This window comes from Zooshikella sp. RANM57 (genome assembly GCF_050749885.1).
Lineage (GTDB): Bacteria > Pseudomonadota > Gammaproteobacteria > Pseudomonadales > Zooshikellaceae > Zooshikella.
Genome location: NZ_JBOIUB010000010.1, coordinates 49,046 through 62,731 on the forward strand (window position 1 = coordinate 49,046; position 13,686 = coordinate 62,731).

A 13,686-nucleotide genomic window follows, 5' to 3' on the forward strand; every position below is an offset into this window, starting at 1 on the left:
CTAGTAATTAACAGCATAGTTATATTCGCATTAATTAAATTAGGTGTGTGTTGTCTTGAGTGACATTGCTGACGTTACTTTAATAACTTGCTTCATTAAGTGATTAGCTTCATCTCATATATATAGAGTGATCTATTTGTAAAACCAAAGCTATAAAAAAAATAGTAGAATTTCAATACTTTTTAGTCATGATTCGACGTATTAATTTTAACACGTACCAAGGTGTTAATTAGTAGGGGCTTAATTAAGGTGGTAGCTATCTTTAAATAATTTTAAATAAGATGATTAATTTGTAATTAAAAAATGAGTTCAAAACTGGTAGATGAAAATATAGTTAGAGCTTCTTTGTTTGTCTTAAATGATTTTATGTTACATATAAAGTGTGTATATGGGGAACCGCTGTACTTATATGTATAGAAAATAAATGTAAATTATTTACGTGGAAAGTGATGTGCAAATTAGTTTATCGACAGTCTTAATATTAATACTGCACTTTTTTCTGAGAGAGTATGAGGGAAATTTTGTATGATCGGCTTGTCAAGGTAGGGAAGCAGTGGCTATACCCATTGCAGATGGTGCAATAGGCATAGCAATAACAAAGGTTAACTGTTAATGGGCGTGACCATGTTCAAGCTCTTCGTCAGCCGCTTCACGTACGTGAGTGATTTCAACTTCGAAATGAAGCGTTTCACCTGCTAAAGGATGATTGGCATCAATTGTAACATCATCGCCATCAACGTCTACAACACGGATGACCTGCACGTGACCATCTGGAGATTGAGCTTGAAATTGCATGCCTGACTGAATATCTTCAACGCCTTCAAAAAGTTCTTTGGAAACTGTCTGGACTAAGTCAGGGTGCTTTTCACCATATCCTTCTTCGGGAGCCACAGTTACTTTAAGCTGATCACCTGTTGTTTTACCTACAAGGGCGCTTTCCAGGCCTGGGATAATGTTACCTGCACCATGGAGGTAAGTCATAGGCGCATCTTGCTCAGAGCGGTCTAGTACGTCACCTTCAGCATTGGTAAGGGTGTAATGGAAGCTAACAACAGTGTTTTTTTCAATCAGTAATGACATAAGTAAGCTTTTAGTTTAGTTGGTTAAACATTACCCAGTAAAGTGGAAACGATACTAGATCTGACTCATTTCTTTGGTGGACCGTTTATCGTGGGTAAAACACCAAAGCTTTATGACTATTGACCCACTATACACAAGTATAGTGACTGAGATGGAACCTGAGATGGTATTGTTATTACTCTCTATATTCTATAGCAGATAATGCCATCACAATAAAATAAAAGTGATAGCTGGGCCTCTCAGGCTATCTTCTATCTGAATAAAGTAAGGCTATGAAACCACCAACACAAGCACCTAGCCAGAGTTTCTGAAGGTGTTCAAACCATCAGAGCTGGCAAGCATAACATAGGTTAAATGGGGATTTGCACTACTTTTTCTCAAACTTGATAGGTGTTATCAGGGTCAGATTTTCATTTTCTACAGGGTTTTCTGGAATTTGCTTTGGTAAGACATTTTCAATTTGTGTTTAATGTTGTGGTTGACAGAGAGTTTTAGGTTGCTTACTGGATTTGCTGCCTCATACTGCAGGCAATGTATTGCTTGACCTTCTCCTAAAAAATACATCAGTATAAGTATAAATATGGATGGTTCTACCGCATGCAGTAGCGTTATTTTTTATACTCAAAAAAGCATCGTTCGGGCGTTGTCAAATATGTCAAGACGAGCGATTGCAATAGTGGTTGCAACGTTCGATGAGCGTGGTTATTGCATGATTCTATCAACGTTGGATCAGGCAACACCTGAAAGTAAGTAGCACTTTAAGAAAAAGGAGTTCTAATGAGCCAGTTTAGTAATCAAGTGGTTGTTGTTACAGGAGGTACGAAGGGGATTGGTAAGGGAATTGTCGACTATTTTGCTGTTAAAAATGCTAATGTGGTTTTTGTCGGTCGAGATCAGGAGCAAGGTGCGCAGCTGGTTGAGCATTATAAAAAACAGGATAAACACGTTGTATTTTTTCAAGGTGATTTAACGGACAAGCAAAGTCAACAAGAGTTAGTCGCTTTTATCAGCAATACTTATGGCAAGCTTGATGTTTTGTGTTGTAGTGCAGGTATTTACCCTAGTACGACGATGGATAAAATAACGGAGTCAGAGTGGGATGCTGTCTTAAATATCAATCTGAAAAGTGTTTTCTTTACCATTAAGGGGTTTTTACCTCTTATGAAACAGCAAAACTATGGAAGAGTGGTATTAATGTCATCCATTACGGGTCCTTTTACCGGGTATCCAGGTTGGACTCACTATGGTGCTAGTAAGGCTGCAATGCTAGGTTTTATGAGAAGTGCAGCCTTAGAGTTAGTATCACATAATGTGACGATTAATGCGGTGTTACCCGGAAATATTCTTACAGAGTCGCTTTTGGAGCAGGGAGACGATTATATCAATGCGGTAGCTCAAGCCATTCCTACCGGTAAACTTGGCACACCTTATGATATTGCGCGTGCGGTTGCTTTTTTTGCCAGTCAGGATGCCAGTTTTATTACCGGCCAGACACTGGTCGTTGATGGTGGACAGCTGTTACCTGAGGGTGCCTTGTAAGCTTACTGTTGTACCCATTTAGGCCCTCTTGTGCATATATTAATCCCCCGCAAGGGGGCATAAATGTGTTCCTTCCAAATAAAGTCTAGAATTAAGTCAAGGGCACCTCTAAAAATGCACTTTTTCGTGAAAGTTGTGTCAGCGCTGTACTCGGATCCTCATGTATGCCTTATACACTGTGGTCCTCCGTGCCGTGTTTCCTTGCTCTCACAAAAAAAATACTATTTTTAGAGGTACCTTCAAGTTAAATAAAATATTCTTGTATGATTATTTGTTTAAATGATTAAATTCATTAGTATATTTTTTTTTATTGCCTATTCAATCTCGGCTATTACCTGTCCTTTACAGGATATTACCTTTATTACTGAAGAATACCCGCCACATAGCTATATAGAAAATAATGTGCTGCAAGGCATAGTTGTTGATATTTTAATTGCAGCCTCAACCTCAGTGAAATGCAAAGTAGAACGCACCGCGATTAGAGTTTTACCCTGGGCCAGGGGGTATAAGCGTGTTTTGTCTGAAAGCAATGTTGTGCTTTTTGGAATGAGTAGAACAGTAGAGCGAGAAAAGCTATTTACTTGGGTGGGACCTATTATGGAGGTAAATAATAGTTTAATTGCACGTAAAGATAGTAAAATAAAAGTAACTACCGTCGCAGATTTACATAACTTACGCATTGGTGCAGTACGTGATGATATTGGCGAAAGAGTGATAGTTAATTTGGGAATACCAAAATCAGGTATTTACTTTTCAAGCTATCCTCAAAATCTTGCTAAAATGCTTGCACAAGGACGTATTCACGCGTGGTCTTATGACGATATTGTTGGTTACTGGATGTTAGATAATTTAGGTTATAACTCGAAAGATTTTGAAGTTGTTTATGTGGTTTCTAAAACAAAAACCCACTTTGCTTTTAACAAAAAATCAAATCCAGATGCCGTTAAGTTATTACAAAAAGGCGTAGATATTATTAAAGGTAAACCCAAAGACGGCTTTTACTCGCCGCTCGATATTATCATCAAGAAATACCTGTAGGGCGGTTAAGATGAATGATGGATTTTTTAACATTAGATGGTTAATACTCGCGATAGGTTTAATCGGCTCATTATGGGTATCAGCCAATTGCATCAAGAAAGAATTTATCATGGGCTGGGATGAACACTCCGAGCCACTGATGTATTACGATGTAAATGAGGGAGTCACAGGGCTAGATATTAAATTTGTAAAAGAAGTATTTCGTCAAGCTAAGTGTCAATTAACCTTTAAGTCGCGACCTTGGAATCGTGTTTTATATGAAATTAAACAGGGATCTATTGACCTGACAGCTGCGTCATCCTGGGTTACAGAGCGTAGCCAGTATGCCTATTACTCTGAAGAATATCGTTGGGAGCAGATGCGAATTGCGGTCAGAAAAGGTGAAGTTCGTCGGTGGCCGCTGAATCACCTAAGTGATATTGCAAGTTTGGATATGCGTTTAACGGGGTTACTTGGCGCCTGGTATGGTTCTGAGTTTGCCTTGTTAGATAATAACCCTAAGTATAAGCACTTGCTCACTCTTGATCCTGATATGGATAAACACCTTGCCCGATTGGTTAATCGCCGGACAGATGGTGTTGTCAATGATGTGATATTTCTTAAGCACCATATGAAAAAAACAGGGGTTGCAGATTTAGTGGATATTCATCCTTATAAAGTACATGACAATCCTCTTTTTATTATTTTTAGTCGAGCGAGCGTACCTGCTGCTGATGTGGAATATTTGAATAAGATAATTCAACAGGCCAAGCAAATGGACTTTTACCATGCGCTATATGACCAATATACTGTGCCTGGGACCCGCAAAGTTACTCAAGAGCAGGCCCCATTGGAGCATTAACACTTCGTTTCTGATTGATAGCAATTTTCAATTGCGCTGCTGTATTCTTGCTCTAACTCGTTTTCCTGAGTAACACATACCGATAAATCAGTTATCAGTCCTGTGTGAAGACTATAAATCCATCCGTGAATAGAGAGTGTTTGGTCTCGTTGCCAGGCTTTTTGTATGACTGGGGTACGACAAAGGTTGTAAACCTGTTCAATGACATTGAGTTCATAAAGCTTGGCAAGCTGATCCTCTTTACTAAATGTCATCAGCTTAGCTTGGTGCTTCAAGTTAATGTCTCGAATATGTGCAAGCCAGTAAGCCACCAAGCCATTCTGTACATTATCATAGGCTGCTTGTACGCCCCCACACCCATAATGCCCGCAAATAATGATGTGCTTAATCTTTAAAATGTTGACTGCATACTCCACAACAGATAAACAGTTAAGATCACTTTGGATGACCTGGTTGGCGATATTTCGGTGAACAAACAGTTGGCCAGGTTCCATATCAACTATCTGATTGGCTGGTACTCGGCTATCAGAGCAGCCAATCCACAGTATTTCTGGCGATTGCTGGGCTGATAAGTTGGCGAAAAAATTAGGGCTTTCTTGAGTAACCCGGGCCGCCCATGCTTGGTTCTTATCAAATAAGGGTTTTAAGGTTTTCATACATATCCGACTTTGTTGCAAGGAAAGCAAAGTGCATTACATTTGCTTATTGCTTTTGGGTTGACCAGTGTACCTTGGACGAGTGAGGTAGTACCTGAATTTAACCTGTACGGGCTAAAGTGAACGCTTTGTTATTCGCATACTCGTGTTCTAGGCCTTTACCTCTGAGGTGGTGATTAATGAGAGAGCCCATAGTGACTGGTTAAATGTATAAAACTTGTGAAGTCATAACCCTACTTGTTATGGGTTTACTTAGCCTTTAGTAAAGGTGATTACTGAGGCTACACAACTTAAGTGGTTATGACGTTCGAAAGACGAGTCAGTTTTTATCAAAAACCTAGTCATGTATCAAGAAATTGCCTCGAATCAAAGACAACATCCACCAACATGTTTCATAAAGTGGACAGGCATTTAAAATGGGTGTTTAAGATGTTGATCCAACCATCACTAAAACACGTTTAATATGATGGGTGAAATGGGAAGTAAGTTTATACCCTTTGTCTTAAGGGTATAAACGGGTCAAGTACTTACTTGTGGTATGCAGTGGCTATTTCTTTTCTGCATTTAATGATTTGATGAGATCCATTGATATTTTTTGAATTTGAGGGGTTAGCTTTTTGGCCCGTTCTTGTGCTATCTGCATCGATTCTTTAGAAATTGTTGGCATGATACTAATTGTTTTCTGCCCAACAGGTGTTTGGTAAAACTTGGTCATTTCTTTTAATTCGTTTTCATTGTAGTGCTTCATATAAATGTTAACGAAGTCTTTTTTGATTGCACTCCAAGTGAGCTCTGTTTGAAGAATGGATGTGATTTGAGCAACATGTTTTTCAACTTTTGCTTTGGTTGCTGGATCTTTAGCATATTGTGTCAGCTGAGATGTGAACATCGTTTTGTATTGGCTGAAAAGAGGTTCATACATGTTTTCTACTTTCATTACTGTCAGTAACGTTTCTGCTGCGGCTTGATGGCTTGCAGTATCAGCGTTTGCAGGAACTTGGACGCAGAGTACAGTCGCTAACAGGGTAAGCTTTAACGCATTTTTCATTATTGACCTTTTGAGTAAGTTTAACGTGATATCAGAAGCATCCCCTACATCAGCAATGAACAAAAAGTTTTACCGTTGTGATGGGGCTTATGTGTTCTAGGGTTAGTCACTTCCTCATCCCTGGGGTTTCGCGGAGATTTTAAAAGTATGATATAACTCATACTTTTAAAATCTGATTATATCAACGTGCTTAGTTTGTATAACTATGTTGTGCAGCGATAAAGAGTAGCTATTTAGACATACTGTTGCTGAAGGAGTACACGGTAAGTACCGTTTTACAGTCAATGCAAGAGAGAGCAGAAAAGTGGTGGATAACAATAGGTTAGTAGGAACTATTTACGTTTTTATGAGCCCAACAGCTCTCAGGTGAACCAGATAAATAGCTCGGTTTAGAGTATTTCTTGTCAACTTCAGACCTAACAGTTCAAGACATATGGCGACTAAAAACGCTCGGCATAAACGTAAAAAACAAAACTTAATGATGCGTGTAACGCATTTTATGAAGCGTTTAATGCTAATCTGGGTTTTCTTTTCGGTCATGCTTGTTCTGCTTTTTCGTTGGTTACCGCTACCAACAACATCTTTTATGTTGCAGCAACGGTTATCTGCAGATACTTCTTGTTCATCTATTCGCTATCAGTGGACCCCTTGGTCTCAAACGTCTAAGCAACTTGCAATAGCGGTAATAGCGGCAGAAGATCAAAAGTTCGCAACGCATTGGGGATTAGATTTTTCTGCGTTGAAAAGTGCCCTACAGACACGCTTAAAGACTGGAAAAATACGTGGTGGTAGCACTATATCACAGCAAGTTGCAAAAAATGTCTTTCTTTGGCCTGCTAAAAACATATTTAGAAAGGCCTTGGAAGTTTATTTTACAGTTTTAATTGAGCTGTTTTGGTCTAAACAGCGTATTTTAGAAGTTTATTTAAATGTGGCACAGTTTGGTGAATGTACCTTTGGTGTAGAACAAGCCGCACAACAGTATTATCGTATTAACGCCAGTGAACTCAATGGTTGGCAGGCTGCAAGATTAGCAGCGGTATTACCAAACCCTGTTATTTATCGAGTCGATCGGCCATCAAACTATGTTGTTAAACGCAGTAACTGGATTAGACGGCAAGTTAAGCAGTTGGGTGGATTTAATTATTTGTCGCAGTTTGTACCTAAGGGTAAATAAATAACAGCTAAATTAATTGTTAGATATTTAAGGGTGCTACTCTTTAGCTTAAAATTTCGAAGCATGATACATTATCGTTACTTGATAGTTGCACTTAACGATCTTTCGTTGAGGATATATTCATGTGACATTATGTTTTTTTGTGTATTGTTGTGATATTCATATTGCTTAAGTACTATTTTATAGTGTGAGTTATCTCATAAATATAGTGTTTTTTTATTTGATTATTGGTTTGTAACTGGTCAACGCTTTTTATCATAGAGTAGTATTGACTTCTTACCCCGTGTAACTTTATTTCACTGTATATATTATATTTTCAATAGGGACTTGAATTTATGACGCTTATCATTTGCCATAAGTTGTATATGCTGATAACAAGGGATATACAGAGAATGTGGTGATATGAAAACCTATACGGCATGTTGTTCATGTTTACGAAATGGAAGTAGTAGTCATCATAAGTAAGTCATTATTGAAGATACTTTCAGTACGTTTTAATGACGGAGGCTGAATGTTTAAAAAACTCTTTTCATGGTTTAGTGCTAAAACTAGTGAAGATGACACTAGTGATAAGACAAATAATAATGATCATCTGAATGATCAGCAGGATAAAACGCATCAGGCTCAAGAAAATATTGCGAATAATCAGCCAGTTATTCACGATCAGTCTTCAGAGGATATTCAAGCTGCCGTGGCAGAGAATGAGCCACAAGACAAGTCAACGCAGTTTGACTCGACTTGTCCTGAGTCGAGTGAACAAGATGAGGATGTTAAACAGGTTACAGTGACACAAGATGAACGTGAAGATACTCCTATAGAGCCACAAACACTGGCCGAAGGAGGCGCGTTTGTATTTGCTGCTAACTTAACATTATATACTTCATTGGATGTGCTTCAGCAGCATGGTAAACACGTTGCTGAACTGCCTGAAGAGCTGACACAAAAGAAAAATGGTGAGTGGATAAGTTCAGCTGATTTTGCACTTCGTACTGATGAAAATGGCATGTTTAAAAGTGATATTGGCTTTGTTGAGGAGTCAGAGTATTTAGCATTTTTAATAACCTGCCGAGAAACAGTTGAAAGCAATTTAGCGTATGAGGAAAAGTTAAAAGTGTTGAGCGCTAAAATGGATGCAAATCCACTGTGGAATAGCTGGGGGCAAAAAAAGCTTAAAAGCAAAGAAAACTGGATGAGTGACTTGATTATTAAAGAGGAAACTCGTGTCATCACCGGTTTATCACTCGCTAATGCAAAAACACTGTTTAATCAAGGCTATACGTCATTAGACGCAATTGCTGCAGCTCCTGAAGAGGTACTGACCTCTTTGCCAAGAGTGGGCAAGAAAACACTTGAGAATATTCGTCAGGCTGCTTCTTAGCACGGCCTGTAGACCAATTTTTGTTTCCAACAACATGTTGCTAGCTACCGAAAGGTAGCTTTTTTTTGCTATTGAAAATGTTTCAAATACCACATTCCTTATAGTCAGATGTAGTGGCCCTTTCTCCCAGAATTTCTTGTCGGATATTGATTCTAGCCTGCTCTTCCCAACGTGATTGTAATGTAGGTGTAAAATAAAGGGTTGGGCGCGATATTAACCTGGAAAGTACTTTGTTCCTTAAGCGTCGGTATAACCATAAGGGTATATAACGGTGCTCCATACGCACTTGTTGCTGGTACCTCCGATAAAGTGCTTCAGGTGTTGCAAGTATAGCTAGATCTAAATCAAGAAAAAATTGCTCATCTTTACTGTTTGAACTGGGTTGATGTTGCTCTGTAGCAAGTATCCATTGGCTGATTTTTTCAATGTGAGTCGTATCCACACCCAGTAGTGGTAATGCTTGTGCAGCTTGTTTGGCACTTTCTATTTCGTTTTTCTTACTGAATCTTTTATACACACTATCATGATAAAAGATGGTCAAAATAATGCTTGGCAAGTCCTGACATAAGTGAGCAAACCGTTCTGCAAGCGTTATCAAATGTGCCAGATGGTAGATAGTATGGTAGTGGCGGTGAGGCTGTTGATATTGTGAAATGAGATGGGCAAAAACCTCATATTGAGTTTGGTGGTCACACTCTGCTTTTGCCGCATAAAGGGATTGTCGCCAGGTACCATAAAGTTTACGAATGACTGGATGATGCAGTAATTGGGAAGATATAGAGTCGGCGGACATATGGCTTTCACTTTATTGATAACTATCTATCTTTATAGATAGTCAGAGTTAGAGAGTTATTTAATATCCCATTGAATTTTAAGTAAAAAATTTTTGGCATGGTCTTTGTTTAATGTTGATTATCTTACTTTTATTTGACTAAACGAGATAACATTCCAATGTGTAGAAAATATGAAGTTGTTCAAGGGCAAAAAGGTGTACCCATTAAAGCGTGGACATGTGATGTTGCCTTTGAACAAGCTGCTAAACAACAATTATTGAATATAGCGCAATTGCCCTTTGTATATAAGTGGTTGGCGGTAATGCCTGATGTGCATCTTGGTAAGGGAGCCACAATAGGTAGTGTGGTACCTACTATTGATTGTGTCATCCCCGCTGCAGTAGGTGTGGATATCGGTTGCGGTATGATGGCGTGCAAAACTTCCTTAACAGCCAGTGACTTACCTGAAAATCTTGGCGGAATTCGAAGTGCAATTGAGCAAGCTGTTCCTCATGGGCGGTCAGCGAGAGCCAGAAAAGGGCGTGATAAAGGTGCCTGGGGAGATATTCCTCATGATGTAGCTTGTGCATGGCGTTCATTAGCTACTGTCTTTGATCAGCTGCAGGAAAAGCATGCTGTATTAAAACAAACCAATAATGTGAATCACTTGGGAACCTTAGGCACAGGCAATCACTTTATCGAAGTGTGTCTGGATGAAAAAGACAGTGTGTGGTTTATGTTGCATAGTGGCTCCCGTGGTGTGGGTAACAGAATTGGAACCCACTTTATTGAACTTGCTAAGAAAGAAATGGAGCGTTGGCAAATTCAGTTGCCTGACCGAGATTTGGCTTACTTGCCTGAAGGTTCTGAGTTATTTGCGGACTATATGCAAAGTGTTGAATGGGCTCAAAACTATGCTCGTATTAATCGAGAGGTCATGATGCAGCGGGTGATTCAGGCTGTCCAAAAGGTATTGCATCGAACGTTTGAGGCGCATGTTGAGGCCGTTAACTGCCATCATAACTATGTGAATCGTGAGCATCATTATGGTAATGATGTATGGGTTACTCGCAAAGGTGCTGTGAGTGCCAAAGAGGGACAGTTAGGGATTATTCCTGGAAGCATGGGGGCAAAATCGTTTATTGTGCGAGGTAAGGGTAATCCTGAAAGCTTTCATAGCTGTAGCCATGGTGCTGGGCGTGTTATGTCTCGAACTCAAGCAAAGAAAGTGGTTACATTGGCAGAACACTTAGCGGCAACACAAGGAGTAGAGTGTCGTAAAGATGAAGCTGTTATAGATGAAACGCCCGCCGCGTATAAACCGATTGATAAAGTCATGGCTGCGCAGTCTGACTTGATAGAAGTCGTTTATACGCTCAAACAAATTGTCTGTGTAAAAGGTTAGTTTTGGTAAGATTAAGTCTTAGCCTTAAGATACTTTAGAGGTGCCCTTTAATGAGGGGGAAGCATAAGCGCTTATAATAGTGCTTATTTTTTGTTTTAATTAAATAGGGATATTATGTTGTTGGTATAGTTAAGGATTTAATTTTATCGTGAATAAGCGATATTATTTGCTGAACATGGTCAGTCGGTTTATTAAAATTATCATAATCTTTATTATATATTTCTTTTAAATCATTGAGCGTTAAGTAAGTTGGTTGATGAACTTCTGCGATCGTAGCATACATGAATTTTTGATTATTTTTCTCAATATATAGCGAGTATATATGAATGGCCAAATTTTCTTTCATTGTTACATGAAAGCTTTTGTATAATGGCGCCAGATCACTGCTAGATTTTAGTTCACCAAAGTACATAGGCTGTTTAGTTATTTTCCAACCTGCGGCTTTTAACACGGCACCAATGGAGCCGCCACCGAGGATTTTTTTATGTGCAGTGGAAAAAGATGAGTCAACGTGTTCGGGGTAACGCACAATGGCTAATGTTCTGGTTGTTTTGTTAGCACCATGAGTACTGTATAAGCGAGAGACTCTCGTTGATGCGCCTGATTCCAGTACATCTATCCCATAGCTTCCAAACTTTAACTCAATACGCTCGCTATTCAGTAGAGGGCGAAGTTTTTTATTATCGACTGTTAAGGGTGTTTGGGATGCAAGCGCAGAGCTGCTAAAGATAATAAGAAACCAAACGAATAACGTAGAAACCTTTGTTTTAAGGTGATACATAGGTGCCTCTTGAAGTGTGAAAATAGAGTGTGAAAACAAGTGAGCAAGATAGATTAAACCTAATAGCGTTAGTAAAGTAAATATATCTTTATAAGATTGATGATAATTAAATTTAATTATTGCTTGAAAGTGCGAAATATTAAATTTAGTTCATCTTTGTGAATAAGGTGAGTCAATGTATTTATAATGTAATCAGTTTTTGGGTGAGTTAATTTACTACTTAGCGTGATTTATTTGAAGGAGCTTTAAAAAACTATCGTGGTCACAATTAATGTCTATAGTTTATTGTAAGGACACCTCTAAAAGTGCACTTTTTTTAGAGGTACCCATAAGTATTAATATGGCAGACTTTGAGATTGACGTCAGAGTGAACAGCAAAAGACAATTACATTTCATCTTCCTGATAGCATTATGCTTTGCGGCTTGCATCCCTATAAAAGGGGCATGTGATACCATTGTATTAGCGACAGGGAGTTGGTGTCCTTATATTTGTCCTGATGCTTCAAGTGAAACAGGCTTAAATGATCAACCTGGTTTTTTTGTAGAGATTGTTCATGAAATATTGAGTGAGCATGGACATCAAGTTAATCTCGTTGTTGTCCCATGGACCAGGGCTATTCGTGGTGCTCAAAATGGTATTTATGATGGTTTGTTGGGCACTGTTCCGGCCACAGTACCGGATTTTATTTTTCCTGAAAAAGGTCAATCCTACTATCATATGTGCTTTTTTACACGACTTAATTCTACTTGGCAGTACGATGGCATTAAGTCTTTAGCCAGTCTACGTTTGGGGGTCGTACAAGATTATGACTATGATAATGGGGGGGAGTTGGATCAATATATTCAACAGGAAATCAATGGCTATTGGGTAATACCTATTTCAGGTGAGGATAAGGATGCACTTAATACCAATATCCGACGAGTAGAGCAGGGACGCGTTGATGTTATCATCGATGGTCGTGAAGTGATGGATTATTATTTTAAAAATAAAAAAGCAAAAACAATTAGAGAGGCTGGGTGTATTTCTAAAGATAAAATGTACGTTGCCTTTTCCCCTGTGAACGATAGAGCAAAAGAGTATGCTGATATTTTGAGCGACGGAATGGACAGTTTGAGAGCAAGTGGCAAGTTGGAGGAAATCTTAAAAAAATATGGCGTAAAAGACTGGCAATGAATCTAATGATACTTTCCATTATAAAAATCATTCCAAAGTCGTTGGTATTGGCCTGTAGATTTTAATTCTTTTAATCCTTCGTTAAAAATCTTCAAAAAGGATTTATTTTGCTCTATTTCTTTTGAAAATATTAAGTGGTAATCCCAACGTTCATACGGCTTGGTAAAGGAGATTTCATCTAGATATTCGGCAGGCAGCTGAGAATGGATGATATGTAACCCCACATCTTTATTTTCATCAAGTGCTTCAAATCGCTTGGCAATGAGCATGCGGAATGTTGATATTTTATCTGTTCCAGTGATGTAGTTAATAAGTTTCGCTTGTTCTGCTTTGACAAGGAGTTTAGCTTTAGCAGATTCCATGGGTATACCAATATGTAGTCCTTTTAATTGATAAAGCTTTTCAGGATCACCTTGCCAGGTGATGGGTGTTGTTTTTAGATGAAATAAAACCAGTTCACCGCTATAAACAATGTCTGAAAAGTAACAGTCGTTAAGCCGTTCTTTCGTTTTTCCCCATAAAGCTGAAGCATGCCACTTTCCTGTCTGAACATAAAGGTATGATCGTTTCCAGGGGAAAAAGCCATATTTAATATCGATATTCTTAGCGGAAAAAATGGTTGTCAAAATATGAGGGACAACTCCATAATGGGGAAGATCTTTGCTGATGAAAGGAAGCCATTCACCAATTGCAATACTGATTTCTTCTTTTGCTGCCACATTGAATGGCCAAAAAATTGAAAAAAATATGGCTAAAATAATATGAATCTTCATTTATACCCTTTACGAGTCACTTA

At 38.6% G+C, this 13,686-nt stretch carries 14 protein-coding genes; 8 read left to right on the forward strand and 6 right to left on the reverse strand.

Features of this window, described 5'->3' with window-relative positions; genetic code table 11:
* Positions 1-609: 609 nt before the first annotated feature.
* Positions 610-1,080: an FKBP-type peptidyl-prolyl cis-trans isomerase gene (locus ACQ96U_RS19345; RefSeq protein ID WP_431722910.1), complete on the reverse strand. Its 471-nt coding sequence runs from the start codon at positions 1,078-1,080 to the stop codon at positions 610-612.
* 580 nt (positions 1,081-1,660) lie between these two features.
* On the opposite strand from ACQ96U_RS19345, the gene ACQ96U_RS19350 reads away from it, so the two are divergent.
* From ACQ96U_RS19350 to ACQ96U_RS19365, 4 genes are all read left to right on the forward strand, one after another.
* The gene (locus ACQ96U_RS19350) at positions 1,661-1,834 is read left to right on the forward strand and encodes a hypothetical protein (RefSeq protein ID WP_431722911.1); all 174 of its coding nucleotides are present in this window, start codon (positions 1,661-1,663) and stop codon (positions 1,832-1,834) included.
* A gap of 23 nt (positions 1,835-1,857) precedes the next feature.
* Positions 1,858-2,619: a 3-oxoacyl-ACP reductase FabG gene (fabG, locus tag ACQ96U_RS19355; RefSeq protein WP_431722912.1), complete on the forward strand. Its 762-nt coding sequence runs from the start codon at positions 1,858-1,860 to the stop codon at positions 2,617-2,619.
* Positions 2,620-2,898: 279 nt separating this feature from the next.
* Positions 2,899-3,657: a substrate-binding periplasmic protein gene (locus tag ACQ96U_RS19360; RefSeq protein WP_431722913.1), complete on the forward strand. Its 759-nt coding sequence runs from the start codon at positions 2,899-2,901 to the stop codon at positions 3,655-3,657.
* 10 nt (positions 3,658-3,667) lie between these two features.
* Entirely contained in the window at positions 3,668-4,498 is an 831-nt protein-coding gene (locus ACQ96U_RS19365) for a substrate-binding periplasmic protein (protein WP_431722914.1), read from the forward strand.
* On the opposite strand, the gene can is transcribed toward ACQ96U_RS19365, so the two are convergent.
* Both can and ACQ96U_RS19375 read right to left on the reverse strand, forming a co-directional pair.
* Complete coding sequence (can, locus tag ACQ96U_RS19370; protein WP_431722915.1) at positions 4,495-5,154, reverse strand: carbonate dehydratase; 660 nt, start codon at positions 5,152-5,154, stop codon at positions 4,495-4,497. The genes ACQ96U_RS19365 and can overlap by 4 nt on opposite strands.
* A gap of 547 nt (positions 5,155-5,701) precedes the next feature.
* The gene (locus ACQ96U_RS19375; protein ID WP_431722916.1) at positions 5,702-6,202 is read right to left on the reverse strand and encodes a DUF2059 domain-containing protein; all 501 of its coding nucleotides are present in this window, start codon (positions 6,200-6,202) and stop codon (positions 5,702-5,704) included.
* 433 nt (positions 6,203-6,635) lie between these two features.
* On the opposite strand from ACQ96U_RS19375, the gene mtgA reads away from it, so the two are divergent.
* Together mtgA and ACQ96U_RS19385 are read left to right on the forward strand one after the other, a co-directional pair.
* Positions 6,636-7,379 (forward strand): monofunctional biosynthetic peptidoglycan transglycosylase, encoded by a 744-nt coding sequence (mtgA, locus tag ACQ96U_RS19380; protein WP_431722917.1) that lies wholly within the window; start codon positions 6,636-6,638, stop codon positions 7,377-7,379.
* Positions 7,380-7,890: 511 nt separating this feature from the next.
* Positions 7,891-8,757: a helix-hairpin-helix domain-containing protein gene (locus ACQ96U_RS19385; RefSeq protein ID WP_431722918.1), complete on the forward strand. Its 867-nt coding sequence runs from the start codon at positions 7,891-7,893 to the stop codon at positions 8,755-8,757.
* A gap of 82 nt (positions 8,758-8,839) precedes the next feature.
* On the opposite strand, the gene ACQ96U_RS19390 is transcribed toward ACQ96U_RS19385, so the two are convergent.
* Complete coding sequence (locus tag ACQ96U_RS19390; protein ID WP_431722919.1) at positions 8,840-9,550, reverse strand: HD domain-containing protein; 711 nt, start codon at positions 9,548-9,550, stop codon at positions 8,840-8,842.
* Between the two features lie 158 nt (positions 9,551-9,708).
* On the opposite strand from ACQ96U_RS19390, the gene ACQ96U_RS19395 reads away from it, so the two are divergent.
* On the forward strand, positions 9,709-10,935 hold the full coding sequence (locus tag ACQ96U_RS19395; protein WP_431722920.1) for an RtcB family protein: 1,227 nt from the start codon (positions 9,709-9,711) through the stop codon (positions 10,933-10,935).
* A gap of 112 nt (positions 10,936-11,047) precedes the next feature.
* Here ACQ96U_RS19395 and ACQ96U_RS19400 read toward each other — a convergent pair whose 3' ends face one another.
* A complete protein-coding gene (locus tag ACQ96U_RS19400) occupies positions 11,048-11,716 on the reverse strand; it encodes a hypothetical protein (protein ID WP_431722921.1) in 669 nt (222 codons plus the stop codon).
* A 340-nt stretch (positions 11,717-12,056) separates the two neighbouring features.
* Between ACQ96U_RS19400 and ACQ96U_RS19405 the strand changes: the two genes are divergently transcribed.
* Positions 12,057-12,890 carry a substrate-binding periplasmic protein gene (locus ACQ96U_RS19405; RefSeq protein ID WP_431722922.1) on the forward strand — a complete coding sequence of 278 codons (834 nt, stop codon included), beginning with the start codon at positions 12,057-12,059 and terminating at the stop codon, positions 12,888-12,890.
* A 2-nt stretch (positions 12,891-12,892) separates the two neighbouring features.
* On the opposite strand, the gene ACQ96U_RS19410 is transcribed toward ACQ96U_RS19405, so the two are convergent.
* Positions 12,893-13,663, reverse strand: a complete 771-nt coding sequence (locus tag ACQ96U_RS19410) for a substrate-binding periplasmic protein (RefSeq protein ID WP_431722923.1) — start codon at positions 13,661-13,663, stop codon at positions 12,893-12,895.
* Between the last annotated feature and the right edge of the window lie 23 nt (positions 13,664-13,686).

Coding starts and splice junctions, on each gene's coding strand:
- ACQ96U_RS19345 (WP_431722910.1), bottom strand. CDS start 1,080: ATGTCATTACTGATTGAAAAAAACACTGTTGTTAGCTTCCATTACACC.
- ACQ96U_RS19350 (WP_431722911.1), top strand. CDS start 1,661: ATGGATGGTTCTACCGCATGCAGTAGCGTTATTTTTTATACTCAAAAA.
- fabG (WP_431722912.1), top strand. CDS start 1,858: ATGAGCCAGTTTAGTAATCAAGTGGTTGTTGTTACAGGAGGTACGAAG.
- ACQ96U_RS19360 (WP_431722913.1), top strand. CDS start 2,899: ATGATTAAATTCATTAGTATATTTTTTTTTATTGCCTATTCAATCTCG.
- ACQ96U_RS19365 (WP_431722914.1), top strand. CDS start 3,668: ATGAATGATGGATTTTTTAACATTAGATGGTTAATACTCGCGATAGGT.
- can (WP_431722915.1), bottom strand. CDS start 5,154: ATGAAAACCTTAAAACCCTTATTTGATAAGAACCAAGCATGGGCGGCC.
- ACQ96U_RS19375 (WP_431722916.1), bottom strand. CDS start 6,202: ATGAAAAATGCGTTAAAGCTTACCCTGTTAGCGACTGTACTCTGCGTC.
- mtgA (WP_431722917.1), top strand. CDS start 6,636: ATGGCGACTAAAAACGCTCGGCATAAACGTAAAAAACAAAACTTAATG.
- ACQ96U_RS19385 (WP_431722918.1), top strand. CDS start 7,891: ATGTTTAAAAAACTCTTTTCATGGTTTAGTGCTAAAACTAGTGAAGAT.
- ACQ96U_RS19390 (WP_431722919.1), bottom strand. CDS start 9,550: ATGTCCGCCGACTCTATATCTTCCCAATTACTGCATCATCCAGTCATT.
- ACQ96U_RS19395 (WP_431722920.1), top strand. CDS start 9,709: ATGTGTAGAAAATATGAAGTTGTTCAAGGGCAAAAAGGTGTACCCATT.
- ACQ96U_RS19400 (WP_431722921.1), bottom strand. CDS start 11,716: ATGTATCACCTTAAAACAAAGGTTTCTACGTTATTCGTTTGGTTTCTT.
- ACQ96U_RS19405 (WP_431722922.1), top strand. CDS start 12,057: ATGGCAGACTTTGAGATTGACGTCAGAGTGAACAGCAAAAGACAATTA.
- ACQ96U_RS19410 (WP_431722923.1), bottom strand. CDS start 13,663: ATGAAGATTCATATTATTTTAGCCATATTTTTTTCAATTTTTTGGCCA.